Origin of the sequence: Rhizobium etli CFN 42 (assembly GCF_000092045.1) — a bacterium.
Classification (GTDB): Bacteria; Pseudomonadota; Alphaproteobacteria; order Rhizobiales; family Rhizobiaceae; genus Rhizobium; species Rhizobium etli.
Genome location: NC_007761.1, coordinates 3,097,664 through 3,115,658 on the forward strand (window position 1 = coordinate 3,097,664; position 17,995 = coordinate 3,115,658).

The 17,995-nt window shown below is 62.4% G+C and carries 13 protein-coding genes; 6 read left to right on the forward strand and 7 right to left on the reverse strand.

Translation table 11 applies throughout. From position 1 onward, the window contains the following. Positions 1–49 precede the first annotated feature (49 nt). From RHE_RS15155 to RHE_RS33640, 3 genes are all read right to left on the reverse strand, one after another. Positions 50–1,294 (reverse strand): TCR/Tet family MFS transporter, encoded by a 1,245-nt coding sequence (locus RHE_RS15155; protein ID WP_011426206.1) that lies wholly within the window; start codon positions 1,292–1,294, stop codon positions 50–52. A gap of 374 nt (positions 1,295–1,668) precedes the next feature. Continuing rightward, positions 1,669–2,589: a KPN_02809 family neutral zinc metallopeptidase gene (gene ypfJ, locus RHE_RS15160; protein ID WP_011426207.1), complete on the reverse strand. Its 921-nt coding sequence runs from the start codon at positions 2,587–2,589 to the stop codon at positions 1,669–1,671. 109 nt (positions 2,590–2,698) lie between these two features. Then, positions 2,699–2,851, reverse strand: coding sequence for a hypothetical protein (locus RHE_RS33640; RefSeq protein WP_166486916.1), 153 nt, complete (start codon positions 2,849–2,851; stop codon positions 2,699–2,701). Between the two features lie 201 nt (positions 2,852–3,052). Here RHE_RS33640 and RHE_RS15165 point away from each other — a divergent pair, with 201 nt between their 5' ends. After that, positions 3,053–4,081 (forward strand): zinc-dependent alcohol dehydrogenase family protein, encoded by a 1,029-nt coding sequence (locus RHE_RS15165; RefSeq protein ID WP_011426208.1) that lies wholly within the window; start codon positions 3,053–3,055, stop codon positions 4,079–4,081. Between the two features lie 169 nt (positions 4,082–4,250). Beyond that, positions 4,251–7,739 (forward strand): carbamoyl-phosphate synthase large subunit, encoded by a 3,489-nt coding sequence (gene carB / locus RHE_RS15170; protein WP_011426209.1) that lies wholly within the window; start codon positions 4,251–4,253, stop codon positions 7,737–7,739. Positions 7,740–7,810: 71 nt separating this feature from the next. Here carB and RHE_RS15175 read toward each other — a convergent pair whose 3' ends face one another. Together RHE_RS15175 and RHE_RS15180 are read right to left on the reverse strand one after the other, a co-directional pair. Further along, positions 7,811–9,265 carry a UdgX family uracil-DNA binding protein gene (locus RHE_RS15175; RefSeq protein WP_011426210.1) on the reverse strand — a complete coding sequence of 485 codons (1,455 nt, stop codon included), beginning with the start codon at positions 9,263–9,265 and terminating at the stop codon, positions 7,811–7,813. Beyond that, complete coding sequence (locus RHE_RS15180; protein ID WP_011426211.1) at positions 9,265–10,497, reverse strand: putative DNA modification/repair radical SAM protein; 1,233 nt, start codon at positions 10,495–10,497, stop codon at positions 9,265–9,267. The genes RHE_RS15175 and RHE_RS15180 overlap by 1 nt, the downstream gene beginning before the upstream one ends. 252 nt (positions 10,498–10,749) lie before the next feature. Between RHE_RS15180 and greA the strand changes: the two genes are divergently transcribed. Together greA and RHE_RS15190 are read left to right on the forward strand one after the other, a co-directional pair. Next, positions 10,750–11,226 carry a transcription elongation factor GreA gene (gene greA, locus RHE_RS15185; protein WP_011426212.1) on the forward strand — a complete coding sequence of 159 codons (477 nt, stop codon included), beginning with the start codon at positions 10,750–10,752 and terminating at the stop codon, positions 11,224–11,226. Between the two features lie 27 nt (positions 11,227–11,253). Beyond that, positions 11,254–12,312: a glycosyltransferase family 4 protein gene (locus RHE_RS15190; protein ID WP_041678711.1), complete on the forward strand. Its 1,059-nt coding sequence runs from the start codon at positions 11,254–11,256 to the stop codon at positions 12,310–12,312. A gap of 209 nt (positions 12,313–12,521) precedes the next feature. Here RHE_RS15190 and RHE_RS15195 read toward each other — a convergent pair whose 3' ends face one another. Beyond that, entirely contained in the window at positions 12,522–13,853 is a 1,332-nt protein-coding gene (locus RHE_RS15195) for a dicarboxylate/amino acid:cation symporter (protein ID WP_011426214.1), read from the reverse strand. Positions 13,854–14,078: 225 nt separating this feature from the next. Here RHE_RS15195 and RHE_RS15200 point away from each other — a divergent pair, with 225 nt between their 5' ends. Beyond that, entirely contained in the window at positions 14,079–15,953 is a 1,875-nt protein-coding gene (locus RHE_RS15200; RefSeq protein ID WP_042118805.1) for an ATP-binding protein, read from the forward strand. A 4-nt stretch (positions 15,954–15,957) separates the two neighbouring features. Next, positions 15,958–17,304, forward strand: a complete 1,347-nt coding sequence (locus RHE_RS15205; RefSeq protein ID WP_011426216.1) for a sigma-54-dependent transcriptional regulator — start codon at positions 15,958–15,960, stop codon at positions 17,302–17,304. Positions 17,305–17,310: 6 nt separating this feature from the next. Here the strand turns inward: RHE_RS15205 and RHE_RS15210 are convergent, their stop codons facing one another. Then, positions 17,311–17,778, reverse strand: coding sequence for an Lrp/AsnC family transcriptional regulator (locus RHE_RS15210; RefSeq protein ID WP_020921868.1), 468 nt, complete (start codon positions 17,776–17,778; stop codon positions 17,311–17,313). Positions 17,779–17,995 lie beyond the last annotated feature (217 nt).

The window sequence follows — 17,995 nt, forward strand, 5'->3', positions numbered from 1 at the left end:
AACGGGAAGATGATGAAAAATTCATCATGACATCACTATTTCTGATTGATCAGCCCGCCGCTTCCAGCACCTCGGCCGGCTCACGGAGCCTAACCCTGGTGAGGAATACACCGGCGGCCAGCAGGATGAGCACGGCGGCAGTGAGATAAGGCGCACCGGCAAAGGTGACGGGCGCCTCGGGCCGCGTGAAATAGCCGAACATCTGCGTGAAGATCAGCGGCCCGACGATCGTTGTGATGCTGCTGAGGCTGGTCAGCGCGCCTTGTAGCTCGCCCTGAGCCGAAGGCGGCACTTTGCCAGCGGCGATGCTGCGCAGCGGCGGATCGGCGACGTTTTCGATGACGGTCGCGACGATGACGACGTAGACGACCCATCCCTCCCAGGCGAAGGCATAGCCGGTCAGTCCCGCAGCCGAGAAGCACAGGCCGAGGAGAGCGGTCTTCCACTCGCCGAGCAGGGGCACGATCCGCGGCAGGACGAACCCCATGACGAGCGCGGCACCGATCCCGTAGATACCGAGCGACAGGCCGATCTGCCCCTCGCTCCAGCCGTAACGATAGGTCGAGACGAACGACCAGACGGAGGGATAGACGGCATGCGCCAGGAAAAACAGGAACATGACGAGGCTGACCCAGCCGATGCCGGGGTAATGGCGCATCTGGCGCAGCGCACCGAGCGGGTTGGCGCGCTTCCACTCGAAGCGGCGGCGGTTCTTCGCTTCCAGCGTTTCCGGCAGCAGGAAGCAGGCGGCGATAAAATTGAGAAGCGACAGCGCTGCCGCGCCAAGGAACGGCACGCGCGGCCCGAACTCGCCGAGGAACCCGCCGATGACGGGGCCGATCGTGAAGCCGACGCCGAAGGCGATGCCAATCAGCCCGAAATTCTTCGCCCGGTTCTCCTCGGTGCTGATATCGGCGATATAGGCCGAGCATGTGGCGAAGCTGCCGCCGCTGATACCGGCAAGCACGCGGCCGACGAACAGCATCCAGAAGCTGGTGGCGATGCCGCAAATGAAATTGTCGATCGCGAAGGTCAGCACCGACAATAAAAGGATCGGCCGGCGGCCGAAACGGTCGGACAGGTTTCCGAGCAGCGGCGCGAACAGAAACTGCATGCCGGCATAGACGAGCATCAGCCAGCCACCGTCGATTGCCGCATCGCTGACGCTGCCGCCGGTCAGCTGCTCCAGATAAGCCGGCAGCACCGGCATGATAATGGCGATGCCGATAATGTCGAGAAACAGGATGATGAAGACCAGGAAAAGCCCTCGGCGAACGAATTTCGGGTCAAGCATGAGGCATCTCTACAGCATGTTTCTGAAAAGACGATCTCGTCGCCGCTCAAGTGACATAGCTCAGAAAAGAAAACGAAACAATCCGTGAACATTTCAAAGTTTTTGATGCAGCCGTACGGGAAGTTCATGAAATCCCTCAACCGCCGGGCGCTGCCGGGTGGCCCTCGCAGGAACGGCGTCCAGATCGCCAAGCCCGAAGGCCTGAAGCGAAAGTCCTTCCGTGTGGCCCCCTCATCCGACCCTCCGGGCCACCTTCTCCCCGCTGGGGAGAAGAGGGAATCGAGACGTTGCGGCAAGTCCCCTTCGCCCCAGCGGGGAGAAGGTGCCGGCAGGCGGATGAGGGGGCTACACCCACAAACCTCAGCTAGGCAAACTCAAACCGGCCCCGAGAACGTATCGCAGGCCGACAGCTGGCCGCTGTCGAAGCCGCGTTTAAACCATCTGACGCGTTGTTGCGAGGTGCCGTGGTTGAAACTCTCGGGCACGACGTAACCTTGCGACCGCTTCTGCATCGTATCGTCACCGATCTGCTGGGCGGCATTCAGTGCTTCCTCGAGGTCGCCGGATTCCAGCAGACCCTTCTGCTGGGTATATTTGCCCCAGATGCCGGCGAAGCAATCGGCCTGCAGCTCGACGCGCACCGACATCTCATTGGCCTGCTCCTCGCTCATGCGCCGGCGGGCCTCGTTGAACTTCGGCAGAATGCCGAGGAGGTTCTGCACGTGGTGGCCGACCTCGTGGGCGACGACATAGGCTTCGGCGAAATCGCCCGAAGCGCCGAACCGGTCGGAGAGTTCCTGGAAGAAATCCGTGTCGAGATAGACCTTGTGATCACCTGGGCAGTAGAACGGCCCGGTCGCGGCTGAGGCGAAGCCGCAGCCCGATTGCGTTTGTCCCGAGAAGAGCACAAGCCGCGGCTCCTCGTAATTCTGGCCCTGTGCCTGGAAGATGCCGTTCCATGTATCCTCGGTCTCTGCCAGAACGGTGCGCATAAATGCGGTCATCTCGTCGTTGGCTGGCGTGCGTGTTCCTTCGGACTGGCTCTGTTCGTAACCGGGGCCGCTCGACATGCCGCCGGTTTCGAGCACCTGCAGCAGGTCGACGCCCATCATCTTGAAGATGAAATAGATGACGACGAGGAAGATGATCGTACCGATGCTCAAGCCGCCGCCGGCGCGGCGAACGCCGCCGCCCGAGGGAAAGTTGAAGCCGCCGCCGCGGCCGAACCCGCCGCTCCTCGGATTGCCGCGGCGATCTTCGATATTGTCGGACTGACGCCGGCCTCTCCATTCCATTTTCGTTCTCCCCGGCAAAGCCAGTGCTTCCACTCAAGGAATTTATATAACCGCCGAAGGGAGGAATTCCAGCGGCTTCACCCGCATGCGAAACGGGCGACTAAACGGCTCATTTTTTTCTTGGAGTCGGTTGCGCCGGTCCCTTTTGTCCGCCGCCTTTGCCGGCACTGCCGTGCGACTTGCCCTTCCCCTGACGTGCCAGCTCCTTATCCACGGTCTCCCGCGAGCCTTCCGCCGGTTCCTTGTCTTTTGGATCTACCATCACAGCCTCCGAGTTCTCGACCGCAAACTTGAACGACAGGATATTGTTCCCTGACGGAGCAAGCGCAGTCGGAAGGCGTCTTCCAGGTCGGCCGCAGCTATGCCCTGCACCCCGTCACGCAAAGAAGATGCGTCAACCGCTTGACGCGGCTCCTGCTTTCGCTCTTCCTGATACGTGCGGAGAATGCGGGAGGAGATGATGATGAAGGCGGTGCGCCTGCAAGCGACAGGACAGTTACGGCTTTGCGAAGTCGAAAAGCCAGCACCCGGCCCCGGCGAATTGCTGGTCCGCGTCGAAGCCTGCGGCATCTGCGGCACCGACCGCCATATCTTCCACGGCGAATTTCGGTCGAAGCCGCCGGTGACGCTCGGCCATGAATTCGCAGGTATCGTCGAGACGGTCGGACCGGGCGTGACCGATTTCCGGCCCGGCATGCGCGTGACCGGCGATCCGAACATTTCCTGCGGCGGCTGCGAGGAATGCCGCCGCGGCCGGGTCAATCTCTGCCGGAACCTGCAGGCGATCGGCATTCACCGCGACGGCGGCTTTGCCGATTATGTCTGCATGCCGCAAAGCCAGGCCTTCGCACTGCCGGCCGATCTTGACCCGCTCCACGGCGCCTTCTGCGAGCCCCTCGCCTGCTGCATTCACGGCGTCGACCTCGCAGGATTGCATGCCGGCGCTTCAGTCATCGTGCTCGGCGGCGGCGTGATCGGCCTGCTCACCCTCCAGCTGGCCAGGCTTGCCGGCGCGACGCGCCTCGTGCTGGTGACGCGGAGCCGCGAAAAACGCCGCTTGGCCGAAAGCCTCGGCGCCACCGCGACGGCTGATCCCGGTGACGGCGATGTCATTGCCCACATCACTGCCGCAGACGGACCGCTGCCCGGCGGCGCCGACGTCGTCTTCGAATGCGCCGGCGTCACTGAAACCATGCAGCAGGCGCCCCGGCTTGCCCGCCGCGGCGGCAGCGCCGTCATTCTCGGCGTCATGCCGCAGGGGGCAAGGATAGAAGTCGAGCCCTTCGACCTGCTGTTTCGCGAAGTCCGGCTGATAGCCTCCTTCGTCAACCCTTTTACCCATGGCCGCGCCGCCGATTTGATCGCCACCGGCAGGATCAAGGTCGAGCCGTTGATCTCCCGAAGGATCGGACTTTCAGAAGCCCCGGACGCGATCATCAATCCGGCGCGCGGCGGCGAAATCCGGGCGCTCGTCATCCCCGGACGAAAATAGCCATTCGCGATGGTTCGGATTCCTGTCGATTCCGCGATTTATGGGGTTCCGTTTGCAAATACATTTGCCTATAAGCCGCTTCTAGCCTGAAAAGACCCAGCATGCGCAACCGACCCGGTGATCTCCCACCCTGGCCGGTTTTCTGCGCAGCCAGACAATGGATATCGCCATGCCGAAGCGCCAAGACATCAAATCGATCCTCATCATCGGCGCGGGACCGATCGTCATTGGCCAAGCTTGCGAATTCGACTATTCCGGCACCCAGGCCTGCAAGGCGCTGAAGGAGGAAGGCTACCGCGTCATTCTCGTCAATTCCAACCCGGCGACGATCATGACCGATCCGGGACTGGCAGACGCCACCTATGTCGAGCCGATCACCCCCGAAGTCGTCGCGAAGATCATCGCCAAGGAACGCCCGGACGCGCTGCTGCCGACCATGGGCGGCCAGACGGCTTTGAATACGGCGCTGTCGCTGAAGCGCATGGGCGTGCTCGACCGCTACAATGTCGAGATGATCGGCGCCAAGCCGGCCGCCATCGACATGGCTGAAGACCGCGCGCTGTTCCGCGAGGCCATGGCCCGCATCGGCCTGGAAACGCCGCGCTCGATGCTGGCGAACGCCACCGACATCAAGGATCTCGACCGCAAGACGCACGAGGCCGAGCGCAGCAAGCTGCGCGAAAGCCTTTCCGGTTCCGACCTCGACAAGGCATTGGACGAGCTGGAAAACCAGTGGAATCTCGGCGAGAGCGACCGCAAGCAGCGTTATTTGAACCACGCCATGGCGATCGCCGCCCAGGCACTCGATCATGTCGGCCTGCCCGCCATCATCCGCCCCTCCTTCACGCTCGGCGGCACCGGCGGCGGCATTGCCTACAACCGCTCGGAATTCTTCGAGATCGTCGGTGGCGGCCTCGATGCTTCGCCGACCACCGAAGTGCTGATCGAAGAATCGGTTCTCGGCTGGAAAGAATATGAAATGGAGGTCGTCCGCGACAAAGCTGACAACTGCATCATCATCTGCTCGATCGAGAACATCGATCCGATGGGCGTCCATACCGGCGATTCGATCACCGTCGCCCCGGCGCTGACGCTGACGGACAAGGAATACCAGATCATGCGCAACGCCTCGATCGCGGTGCTGCGCGAGATCGGCGTCGAGACCGGCGGCTCGAACGTCCAGTTCGCCGTCAATCCGAAAGACGGCCGCCTCGTCGTTATCGAAATGAACCCGCGCGTGTCGCGCTCCTCGGCACTGGCGTCCAAGGCCACCGGCTTCCCGATCGCCAAGGTCGCAGCCAAGCTCGCGATCGGCTATACGCTCGACGAACTGGAAAACGACATCACCGGCGGCGCCACGCCCGCTTCGTTCGAGCCGTCGATCGACTATGTCGTCACCAAGATCCCCCGTTTCGCCTTCGAGAAATTCCCCGGCGCCTCGCCGGTGCTGACGACCGCGATGAAGTCGGTCGGTGAAGTCATGGCGATCGGCCGCACCTTCGCCGAGTCGCTGCAGAAGGCGCTGCGCGGCCTCGAAACCGGCCTGACCGGCCTGGACGAAATCGAAATTCCCGATTTCGAGGAAGGAGAATCCAGTCAGAACGCCATCCGCGCCGCCATCGGCACGCCGACGCCCGATCGCCTGCGCATGGTCGCCCAGGCGCTGCGCCAGGGTCTCAGCATCGAAGAGGTGCACGAGGGCTGCAAGATCGACCCGTGGTTCATCGCCGAGCTCAAGAACATCGTCGACATGGAGGCCCGCATCCGCGAGCACGGCCTGCCCGGCGATGCTGCCAACCTGCGCATGCTGAAGGCGATGGGCTTCTCCGACGCGCGTCTGGCAACGCTGACCGGCAAGCGTCCGAAGGAAGTTGCCGAACTGCGCAACGGCCTCAACGTCCGTCCTGTTTTCAAGCGCATCGACACTTGCGCCGCCGAATTCGCTTCACCGACCGCCTACATGTATTCGACCTACGAGACGCCCTTCGTCGGCGCCGCACGCTCGGAGGCTGAGGTTTCGGACCGCAAGAAGGTCGTCATCCTCGGCGGCGGTCCGAACCGCATCGGTCAGGGCATCGAGTTCGATTATTGCTGCTGCCATGCCGCCTTCGCGCTGAAGGATGCCGGTTACGAAGCGATCATGATCAACTGCAACCCGGAAACCGTCTCGACCGATTACGACACGTCGGACCGCCTCTATTTCGAGCCGCTGACGGCCGAGGACGTGATCGAGATCCTGCGCGCCGAGCAGGAAAAGGGCGAAGTCGTCGGCGTCATCGTCCAGTTCGGCGGCCAGACGCCGCTGAAGCTTGCCGAGGCGTTGGAAAAGAACGGCATCCCGATCCTCGGCACCGCGCCCGATGCGATCGATCTTGCCGAAGACCGCGACCGCTTCCAGAAGCTGCTGATGAAGCTCGACCTCAACCAGCCGAACAACGGCATCGCCTATTCGGTCGAGCAGGCCCGTCTCGTCGCCGCAGAAATCGGCTTCCCGCTGGTCGTGCGCCCGTCCTACGTGCTCGGCGGCCGCGCCATGCAGATCCTGCATTCGGAAGGCCAGCTGCAGACCTACCTGCTCGATACGGTGCCGGAACTGGTGCCTGAAGACATCAAGCAGCGTTATCCCAACGACAAGACCGGCCAGATCAACACCCTGCTCGGCAAGAACCCGCTGCTCTTCGACAGCTATCTCACCCATGCGATCGAAGTCGATGTCGACTGCCTCTCGGACGGCACCGACGTCTATGTCGCCGGCATCATGGAGCATATCGAGGAAGCCGGCATCCATTCCGGCGATAGCGCCTGTTCGCTGCCGCCGCGTTCGCTGCCGGTCGAACTGCTCGACGAGCTGGAACGTCAGGCGAAGGCGATGGCCAAGGCGCTCAATGTCGGCGGCCTGATGAACGTCCAGTTCGCCATCAAGGACGGCACCGTCTACGTGCTCGAAGTCAACCCGCGCGCTTCGCGCACCGTGCCCTTCGTCGCCAAGACCATCGGCGCGCCGATCGCCAAAATCGCTGCTCGCGTCATGGCCGGCGAGAAACTCGACGCGACCTTTGCCGCCTACGGCACGAAGCCCGATCCGCGCAAGCTCACGCACATCGCCGTCAAGGAAGCCGTCTTCCCATTCGCCCGTTTCCCCGGCGTCGACACGCTGCTCGGGCCCGAAATGCGCTCGACCGGCGAAGTCATCGGCCTCGACACGGATTTTGCGCTGGCCTTCGCCAAGTCGCAGCTCGGCGCTGGCGTCGAACTGCCGCGTGACGGCACGGTCTTCGTCTCGGTGCGCGACGAGGACAAGCCGCGCGTGCTGCCGGCGATCCGCATCCTGGTCGAACAGGGCTTCAAGGTGCTGGCGACCGGCGGCACCGCCCGTTTTCTCGGCGAAAACGGCATCACCGCCACCAAGATCAACAAGGTGCTCGAAGGCCGTCCGCATATCGAGGATGCGATCCGCAACCGCCAGGTCCAGCTCGTCATCAACACCACCGACGGCAACAAGGCGATCTCGGACTCCAAGTCGCTGCGCCGCGCGACGCTGATGCAGAAGGTGCCCTATTACACGACGATGGCCGGCGCGGAGGCCGCCGCCCAGGCGATCAAGGCGCTGAAGGCCGGCAATCTCGAAGTCCGGCCGCTGCAAAGCTACTTCGCCTGAGATGAGAGCAATTTCAGCAAAACAGCGTCAGCGCTCCTTGAGCGCTGACGCTGAGTTCAACCAGAATCGACTTATGCAGTCGCTTTCATAAGCCCTCGAATTTCCATCATATCCTGGCGAAATCGAAGCATTTCCTCCGCCTTCAGCCGCTCGTCCGGGATACGCAGCAGATAGGACGGATGCACTATCACGAAGAGCGTGCGTCCTCCTTCGATCGCCATTGCCTTTCCCCTGACATCCTGCAGGCGTCCCGTCACATCGGTCAGCGCCGCCAGCGCCGTCGCCCCCATGGCAACGATCAGCTTCGGCTTGACGAGCGCCAATTCCAGATCGAGCCACCAGCGGCATTGCTTCACCTCGCCCATAGTGGGCTTTTGGTGGATGCGCCGCTTGCCGCGCGGCTCATATTTGAAATGCTTGACGGCATTGGTGACGTAAAGCATTGACCGGTCGATGCCCGCCTCCGCAATGACCTGATCGAAAAGCTTGCCCGCTGGACCGACGAAGGGGCGCCCCGCAATATCCTCCTGATCGCCCGGCTGCTCGCCGACGAACATTACCGCCGCATCGCGCGGCCCCTCCCCGAAGACCGTCTGCGTTGCATTGGCGTGAAGCGGACAGCGCATGCAGACGGCAGCCTCCGCGCGCAGTGCTTCCAGCGTGCCCGCCGGAAGCTCGGGCTCGGCGGGAAGATTGCGCGCAGCCTGCTGCAGCCGTTCGTGAAAAGGCAGCGATTGCGTTGCCTCCCGCGCCGCCATGGCCCGCACCTTGCTCTCAGCCGACGCAATCAAGCCGGGAATGAGATCGGCCTCCGGCAGGTTCTTCCAATATTTCTTCGGCATTTCCGCCTGCATCGCCTTCACCTTCAATCGCGCCGGATTGAAGATGCTGGAGTAATAGGTGCGCCAGAGCTCATCGGTGGCATCACTGAGATTGGGCTTCTCGCAGGGTTCGTCGCTGATCGTCAGACGCTCGCCGTCCCAGGCGGCTGATCCCTTGGGTGTTGCGATCAGCCAGTCCATGTCGTTGAAGCGCCGCTGGAAGAAGGGCGCCGTGCGCCTGACGATATGATGGTCCGGCTCGAACCAGGCGATGAATTTTCGTCGCCCTGCGGAAACCGCGCCGACCTCCTTGAAGCGGACGAAGGCCGTCATCTTGTGCGCGTCGCGATGCACGTTTTTCGCCATCGATCTGGCGCGTACGACATCTTCATCGGAGTTCACCTCGAGCAGCTGTCGGTCCAGTTGCAGCCGCCACAGCAGGCGGTAAAGCAGCGAAAACCGCGCCGTATCGGAATGGCAGAGCACCGTCTCGGCAAGCTCGATGAAGGCGGGCGGCACTGTCATCGGCTTGCGCGAGGCTGCCGGCGCCGGCGGCATGGCGTCGCGCTGGAACGAAAGATCCGCCTCCGCACTTTTTTCGCGCCAGTCGATCTCCTCAGGCAAAATGCCGGCCGCCGCCAAGGCACGTGCGGCATCGCGCCATTCGCCAAGCTCACCTCGTCCTGCAAGCACGACCCGGCGCATCACAGCAACGACAATTGTTCAGGCTGCGGCTCGAACATGGCGCGAAGGTCCGGCCGGTCGATCAGCCGCCGTGGCGACCAGCCTTCCGCCGAAATGAAGGACTGGACCTTCTTGATCGAAACGCCGAGCCGCGAGAGATCGTCCAGCCGCAGGCGGCGAAAGCGGCGCGCCGAAACGATCGCCTTGACGGACTTGGTGCCGAGACCGGGCACACGCAACAAACGCTCACGCTCGGCCTTGTTGATATCGACGGGAAATTCACCCCGATTGGCAAGCGCCCAGGCAAGTTTGGGGTCGAGGTTCAGATCGAGCATGCCGCCTGCCTGGTCGGCGGTAATCTCATCGATGCCGAAGCCGTAGAACCGATACAGCCAGTCGGCCTGGTAGAGCCGGTGTTCGCGCATCAGCGGCGGCTTGATCAGCGGCAGGTTTTTCGACGAATCCGGGATCGGACTGAAGGCGGAATAATAGACGCGCTTGAGGCCGTAGCTGCTGTAAAGCCGGCCGCTGGTTGCCAGAATGGTCGCGTCACTCGCGCCGTCGGCGCCGACGATCATCTGCGTGCTCTGGCCAGCCGGGACAAAACGCTGGCGTTTCTTGCTTTTCAGCGTCGGCTCGCCGGCGGCCTCAATCTTCAGCCTGAGATCAGCCATCGATCGGCGGATATTGGCAGGCTTCTTTTCCGGTGCGAAACGGCTGATGCCGATGTCCGTCGGCAGCTCGATATTGAGCGACAGCCGGTCGGCATAAAGCCCCGCCTCCTCGATCAGCCGCGGCGATGCCTCGGGGATCGATTTCAGGTGGATATAACCGCGGAAAGCATGCGTCACCCGCAGTTCGCGTACGATGCGGACCATCTCCTCCATGGTGTAGTCGGACGAACGGATGATGCCGGACGAAAGAAAGAGACCTTCGATATAATTGCGACGATAGAATTCCAACGTCAGCCAGATCACCTCCTCCGGCGTAAAGCGCGCCCGTTCGACATTGCTCGACGAGCGATTGATGCAATAGGCGCAGTCGTAGATGCAGAAATTCGTCAGCAGGATTTTCAGGAGCGAAATGCATCGACCATCCGGCGCATAGGCATGGCAGATGCCGGATCCCTCGGTCGAACCGAGCCCGCCGCTTGTGCTCGAATCGCGTTTCACCGTGCCGCTGGAGGCGCAGGAAGCGTCATATTTCGCGGCATCGGACAGGATGGCCAAGCGTTCGGCAAGCGACTTCTTCATTCCTATGTTCACTATATGTTCTAATATACGAAGTCAATCCAGCTCCATCCCACCACTGCCCGATTTTCTGGCGCATCACCTGATATCGCGGAGGTTACATTGCCTTTTTGCGAATTTTCTGGAAATCGGCCTTGGCGATCTGCTATAAGCACTTAACTAGGATTGTGGCACGGTTCCGAAGCTCCCCTTCGGGACCTGTTTTCTTTTGTGTTTGCGCCTGACGTGCCGATACAAGGAGTGAAGGACAGAAAAATGGTTGAAAAGGTACCGATGACACAGGGTGGTTTCGTCAAGCTGCAGGAAGAACTGCGCTGGCGCCAGCAGGAGGAGCGCCCCCGAATCATCGAGGCGATCGCCGAAGCCCGTGCCCATGGCGACCTTTCTGAGAACGCCGAATATCACGCCGCCAAGGAAGCCCAGAGCCACAATGAAGGCCGCATCACCGAGCTGGAAGACCTGACGGCGCGCGCCGAGGTCATCGATCTAACCAAGATGTCGGGCGACAAGATCAAATTCGGCGCCAAGGTGAAGCTCGTCGACGAGGACACCGAGGAAGAAAAGACCTACCAGATCGTCGGAGACCAGGAAGCCGACGTCAAAGCCGGCCGCATCTCCATCTCCTCCCCAATCGCCCGTGCGCTGATCGGCAAGGAAGTCGGCGATTCCATCGAGGTCAACGCGCCCGGCGGCTCGAAGGCCTACGAAATCCTCCAGGTTTCCTGGGGCTGATCGGCCGCCACAGACGAGACCCCTCCCTTGCCTGATATGCGTGACGTCGAGATCATCGCGCCTAATTTCAAGCGCCGGCTCTCCGGCGTCACCTCGACCATCGTCCAGCTCATTCCGTGCCAGCTCCGGCTCGGCATCGGAATCGCAACTCTCGGCCCCGGTCTGCCGGAAAGCCTGCCGAAACTGAGATGGTCACAGCTCCCTGGTCTGTGGCGCAGGCCGGCGCGCCGGCGCCAGCGCGTCTGGCACGCCCGGCGCAACAATGAGATGGCCGTCGGCATCCTCCTTCGCCATCTCCTGCGCATGCCGCTGAAGCTGCTGTTCACCTCGGCCGCACAACGCCGCCACACCGCCTTCACGAAATGGCTGATCCGCCGCATGGACGCGGTGATCGCGACCAGTGATCGCTCCGGCTTCTTCCTCGAGGTGCCGCACACGGTGATCCAGCACGGCGTCGATCTGTCCCTGTTCCACCCGCCGGAAACGGAGGAGGACGCCATTGCCGCGACCGGCCTGCCCGGCCGCTATCTTGTCGGCTGTTTCGGTCGTGTGCGCCATCAGAAGGGCACCGATCTCTTCGTTCAGGCTATGATCGAACTCTTGCCGCAGCACCCCGAATGGACGGCCGTCGTCTCCGGCCGGGTGACGGCGGAGCACGTGGGCTTCGGCGACAAGCTCAAGGCCGACGTCGCCGCCGCAGGCCTTAGCGACCGCATCCTCTTCCTCGGCGAAGTGCCCGATATCAAAGTCTGGTATCGCCGCCTGACGCTCTATGTCGCCCCATCCCGCAACGAGGGCTTCGGCCTGACGCCGCTCGAAGCCATGGCTTCGAGGACGGCTGTGGTGGCATCGGACGCCGGCGCCTATGCCGAACTCATCGTCAATGGCGAGACCGGCGCAGTCGTCGCCGCCGGCGACGGTGAGGCGCTGACGCAGGCGATCGCCCCCTATATTGCAGATCCGGCGCTGGCGATTGCGCATGGCGAGAATGCGTTGCGCCATGTCCGGGCTAATTTTGCGCTGGAGAAGGAAGCAACCGCGATCGGCGCTATTTACGATCGGCTTCTCGGCGGCAATCGCGGCTGAGTGGCACGAGAAACGGCCCGCTGAAAAGACGGCCACCCCTCCTCCGTCATGCTCGGGCTTGTCCCGAGCATCTGCCTCGGGTCGATAGGGCAGCAGATCCTCGGCACAAGGCCGAGGATGACGTCGAGCAGAGAACGAGATCTATCGACAAGCGAACGGCCCGTCGGATGACGGGCCGCTGCAAATATCCAAGACTGATGAGTGGCTGGTTATTCGGCGGGCTGGAGACCAGCAGTCGACGTGTCCTCGCTCTCGCCGCCCAGGGCTCTCGCGAGCTGTCCAGTGTCCAGCTCATTTTCCCAGCGCGCCACGACGATCGTCGCCACCGCATTGCCGACGAGGTTGGTCAGCGCCCGGCATTCCGACATGAAGCGGTCGATGCCGAGGATGAGCGCCATGCCGGCGACCGGCACGGAGGGCACGACGGAGAGTGTCGCGGCAAGGGTGATGAAACCGGCGCCAGTGATGCCGGCTGCACCCTTCGAGCTCAGCATTGCCACCAGGAGCAGCAGGATCTGGTCGCCCCAGGAGAGCTGGATGCCGGTTGCCTGGGCGATGAAGAGGGCTGCCAGCGTCATATAGATGTTGGTGCCGTCGAGATTGAAGGAATAGCCGGTCGGGATGACGAGGCCGACGACCGAGCGCTTGCAGCCGGCCTTTTCCATCTTGTTCATCAGGCCCGGAAGTGCGGCCTCCGAAGACGAGGTGCCGAGCACCAGCAGCAGCTCTTCCTTGATGTAACGCAGCAGCGCCAGGATCGAGAAGCCGTTATAGCGGGCAACCGCGCCGAGCACGACAAGGACGAACAGCAGCGAGGTGATGTAGAAGGTGCCGATCAGCATGGCGAGATTGGCGATCGATCCGATGCCGTACTTGCCGATAGTGAAGGCCATGGCGCCGAAGGCGCCGATCGGAGCGGCCTTCATCAGAATGCCGACGAGCTTGAAGATCGGTGCCGTCAGGGCGTTGAGGAAAGTCACGACCTGCTCGCCCTTTTCGCCGACCATGGCGAGCGCGATGCCGAAGAGCACCGAGAAGAACAGCACCTGCAGAATATCGCCGTCGGCAAAGGCGCCAACGATCGTTGTCGGGATGATATTCGTCAGGAATCCGACGATGCTCTGCTCATGCGCCTTATCGGCAAAAGTGGCGACGGCCTTCGGGTCGAGCGATGCCGGATCGATGTTCATCCCGGCGCCGGGCTGGACGACGTTGGCGACGATCATGCCGATGACGAGCGCCAGCGTCGAGAAGGTCAGGAAGTACAGCATCGCCTTGCCGGCGACGCGGCCGACCTTCTTCAGATCACTCATGCCGGCAATACCGGTCGCCACCGTCAGGAAGATGACCGGCGCAATCACCATCTTGACGAGCTTGATGAAGGCATCGCCGAGCGGCTTCAGCTGGGTACCGAGCTCAGGATAGAAATGGCCGAGCAGGATGCCCGCGGCGATAGCCGCGAGAACCTGGACATAGAGATGAGAATAGAAGGGCTTCTTGCCCTTGCTGTCTGCGACTGCATCGAGTGGTGCTGCGATCATGATGTCCTCCTAAAGGCTCGTCCGGAACGAACTCCGGCCTCCCGAGCCGTTCGCTTCAATCCAACAGCTCAGCCGTTGTTGCGCTGTTCTTCGCAATCGCCGTGCCAGTTTCGCGCCATCCGCCTAAGCCGCTGTGTTTATTTCAGAAAAAAATTTTCAGGAGCCCGCGACTTATCCAGGCAATGCGGAAACTCACACAAATCCATTTGCGTCCCGTGCGGAAAAATGCACAAATCCGCCATGTCCTTGTCAGTCTCGCAAAGGCTTTGGCCCTCCCTGCCTCTGCACCACCGCATTCGCCGAATGTGGTGGGCCTATGCGGTGCTTGCCCTTTCGGCCGTCGCCGGAAGTCTCTTGGCGAGTGGCGAGGTCGGCCGGCGCCGGGCGGAAGCGGCCTTGGAGGAACAGGCCCGCACCGATGCGAGGATGAACGTGGCGCTGCTGCGCACCGTCCTCGAAAAATACCGGGCACTGCCCTTCGTGTTGTCCCAAGATACCGCGCTCGCCGCCGCCCTGGCGGGACGCGACGCTGGTACCTTCGAACAGCTGAGCCGGAAGCTTGAGACACTGGCAGCCGGTACGAAGGCTGCCGTTATCTATGTCATCGACAAGGATGGTATCGCGGTTTCGGCCAGCAACTGGCGCGAACCGACGAGCTTCGTCGGCAACGACTATCGCTTCCGCGAGTATTTTCAGGGCGCCGTCGCTCAAGGGCAGGCCGAGCATTTCGCGCTCGGCACCGTCAGCAAGAAACCCGGTCTTTATATCTCCGAGCGGATATCAGGCAGCGACGGTCTGCTGGGCGTCGTCGTCGTCAAGGTGGAATTCGACGATGTCGAGGCTGATTGGAATGCCTCGGGCGCCCCCTCCTACGTCATCGACGATCGTGGCATCGTCCTCATCACCAGCATTCCTTCCTGGCGGTTCATGACGATCGGCCGTATCGCGGAGGATCGGTTGACCGCGATCCGCGAGAGCCTTCAATTCGGTGACGCGCCGCTTCAGCCGCTGCCGCTCGATATCATCAGGCACCTTGGCGATGGGCTTGCTGTCGTCGAGATCGTCACGCCCGGCGGCGCCGGCAAGACAAGCTTTCTCAATGTCGGGATGCCGATCCCTGCGACCGGCTGGCATCTGCAGCATCTTGTTGCATTGGGGCCGTCCGTCGATGCAGCGGTCCGCGAAACGCGCATGCTGGCGCTGCTCTTGCTTTTGCCGCTCCTGGCGGGCGCAGCCTTCCTCTTGCGCCGCCGCCAGACGATCACGCTGAGGATTTTCAGGGAGCAGCAGGCGCGCGAAGAACTGGAACAGCGCGTGGCCGAGCGGACGCTGGATCTCAGCCAGGCGCGGGATCGGCTGCAGGCCGAGATCGCCGGTCACCGCAGCACCGAGCAGAAGCTGCAGGCGGTGCAGCAGGATCTGGTGCAGGCCAACCGGCTGGCAATCCTCGGCCAGGTTGCCGCCGGTGTCGCCCATGAGATCAACCAACCGGTGGCCACCATCCGCGCCTATGCGGACAATGCCCGCACTTTCCTCGACCGCGGCCAGACGGCGCCGGCCGGTGAAAATCTTCAAAATATCGCCGCCCTGACGGAGCGCATAGGCTCGATCACCGAGGAGCTGAAGACCTTCGCCCGCAAGGGCCGCGGCAGCGCCGAACCGACGGGCTTGAAGGACGTCATCGAGGGGGCGGTGATGCTGCTGCGCAGCCGCTTTGCCGGCCGCATGGACACGCTCGACATCGAGCTGCCGCCCGCCGAGCTGCAGGTCATGGGCAGCAGGATCCGTCTTGAGCAGGTGCTCATCAACCTGCTGCAGAATGCGCTGGAAGCCGTGGCGCCAAAAGCCGGAGCGGGGCGCGTAGAGGTCAGGACATCGGCCGATGCGGAGACGGTGACGCTGACGGTTGCCGACAATGGCCCCGGCATTTCGCCCGAAATCCGCAAGGGCCTGTTCACGCCGTTCAACACCTCGAAGGAAAAAGGTCTCGGCCTCGGCCTTGTCATTTCCAAGGATATCGTCGGCGATTACGGCGGCCGGATGGAAGTTGAGAGCGATGGCGAGGGAAGCCGCTTCATCGTTCATCTGAGAAAGGCTTGAGATCATGGACATGGGCATACCCGTTGCTTTGATCGACGATGACAGAGATCTGCGCCGCGCCACCGCCCAGACGCTGGAACTCGCCGGCTTCTCCGTTTCCGCCTATGACGGCGCCAAAGCGGCGCTGGACGAGCTGCCGGCCGATTTTGCCGGCCCGGTCGTCACCGATATCCGCATGCCCGAGATCGACGGGCTGCAACTGTTCGCGACGCTCAAGGGTATGGATCCCGACTTGCCGGTGATATTGATGACCGGCCACGGCGATATTCCGATGGCCGTCCAGGCCATCCAGGACGGCGCCTATGATTTCATCGCCAAGCCCTTCCCGGCCGACCGGCTCGTCCAGAGCGTGCGCCGCGCCAGCGAAAAACGTCGGCTCGTTCTGGAAAACCGCATGCTGCGCAAGGCTGCCGACGATGCGCAGGAGAGCTTGCCGCTGATCGGCCAGACGCCGGTCATGGACAATCTCAGGAAGATCCTTCGCCACATCGCCGATACCGATGTCGACGTGCTGGTCGCCGGCGAAACCGGCAGCGGCAAGGAAGTGGTGGCCCAGATCCTGCATCAGTGGAGCCATCGCCGAAACGGCAATTTCGTGGCGCTGAACTGCGGGGCGCTGCCCGAAACCGTCATCGAAAGCGAGCTGTTCGGCCACGAAGCCGGCGCCTTTACCGGCGCCCAGAAGCGCCGCACCGGCCGCATCGAACATGCAAGCGGCGGCACGCTTTTCCTCGACGAGATCGAGAGCATGCCTGTCGCCACGCAGGTCAAGATGCTGCGGGTGTTGGAGATGCGCGAAATCACCCCGCTCGGCACCAACGAGGTGCGCCCGGTCGACTTGCGCGTCGTCGCGGCCGCCAAGATCGACCTTGGCGATCCCGAGGTGCGCGGCGATTTTCGCGAGGATCTCTATTACCGACTGAATGTCGTGACGATTTCCATTCCGCCGCTGAGGGAGCGCCGCGACGATATTCCGCTGCTGTTTTCCCATTTCGCCGCTCGCGCCGCCGAGCGCTTCCGCCGCGATGTGCCGCAGCTTTCAGAGGCGGTTCGCCGCCATCTTGCCTCGCATTCCTGGCCTGGCAATGTCCGCGAACTCTCCCATTATGCCGAACGCGTGGTGCTTGGCGTCGAAGGCGGCGGAGCGCCGTCCCTTCCCCAGCAGCCGACCGGAGGCACGCTGCCCGAGCGGCTGGAACGCTACGAGGCAGAGATCATCCGCGACGCGCTTTCGGCCAATGACGGCGACGTGCGCCGCACCATCGAAACACTCGGCATTCCGAGAAAGACCTTTTACGACAAGCTGCAACGCCACGGCATCAACCGGGGCGGCTATGCCTCGCGCAAATAGGCTGTTTCAGACTTCGACCAGTCCCAGCTTCTTCACCTGCCGGATCGTCAGCATGGTGCGCACGGTATCGACATGTTCGTTCGCCGTCAGCACCTCGATGACGAAATCCTGGAAATGGGTGAGGTTTTCCGCCACGCAATGCAGCAGGAAATCGCTGTCGCCCGAAACCATCCAGGCCTGGCGCACCAGCGGCCATTCGGCGGTGGCGGCGGCAAACGCCTTGAGATTGCCTTCCGACTGGTGCTTGAGGCCGACCATGCAGAAGGCGACCAGATCGAAGCCAAGCTTCGGGCTGTTCAACATGGCGTGATAGCCTTCGATGATGCCGGCCTCCTCGAGCTTCCGCACCCGGCGCAGACAGGGCGGCGCTGAGATGCCGACCCGGTCGGCGAGTTCGACATTGGTCATGCGGCCGTCGGCCTGCAGCTCCCGGAGGATCTTTATGTCGATGACGTCGAGTTCCGTGCGACCCACACCGTGGCCTTTCTTTAATTCTCCGCGGCGAGCTTCTATATAAAGCAGCGGAATACGCAAGAAAGTTTCAAGCCGATGACGGATTCTTGCACAGCAAGGCCATTTGCCTTGTTGGTAATGCAAGGCTGCCCTTGAATAATAGCATTGGACGTTCATAAATGGCGCATGGACCGCGAAACGGCCGCAATCGCCTTTTAGCCGCCGCCCTCCTGCCAGT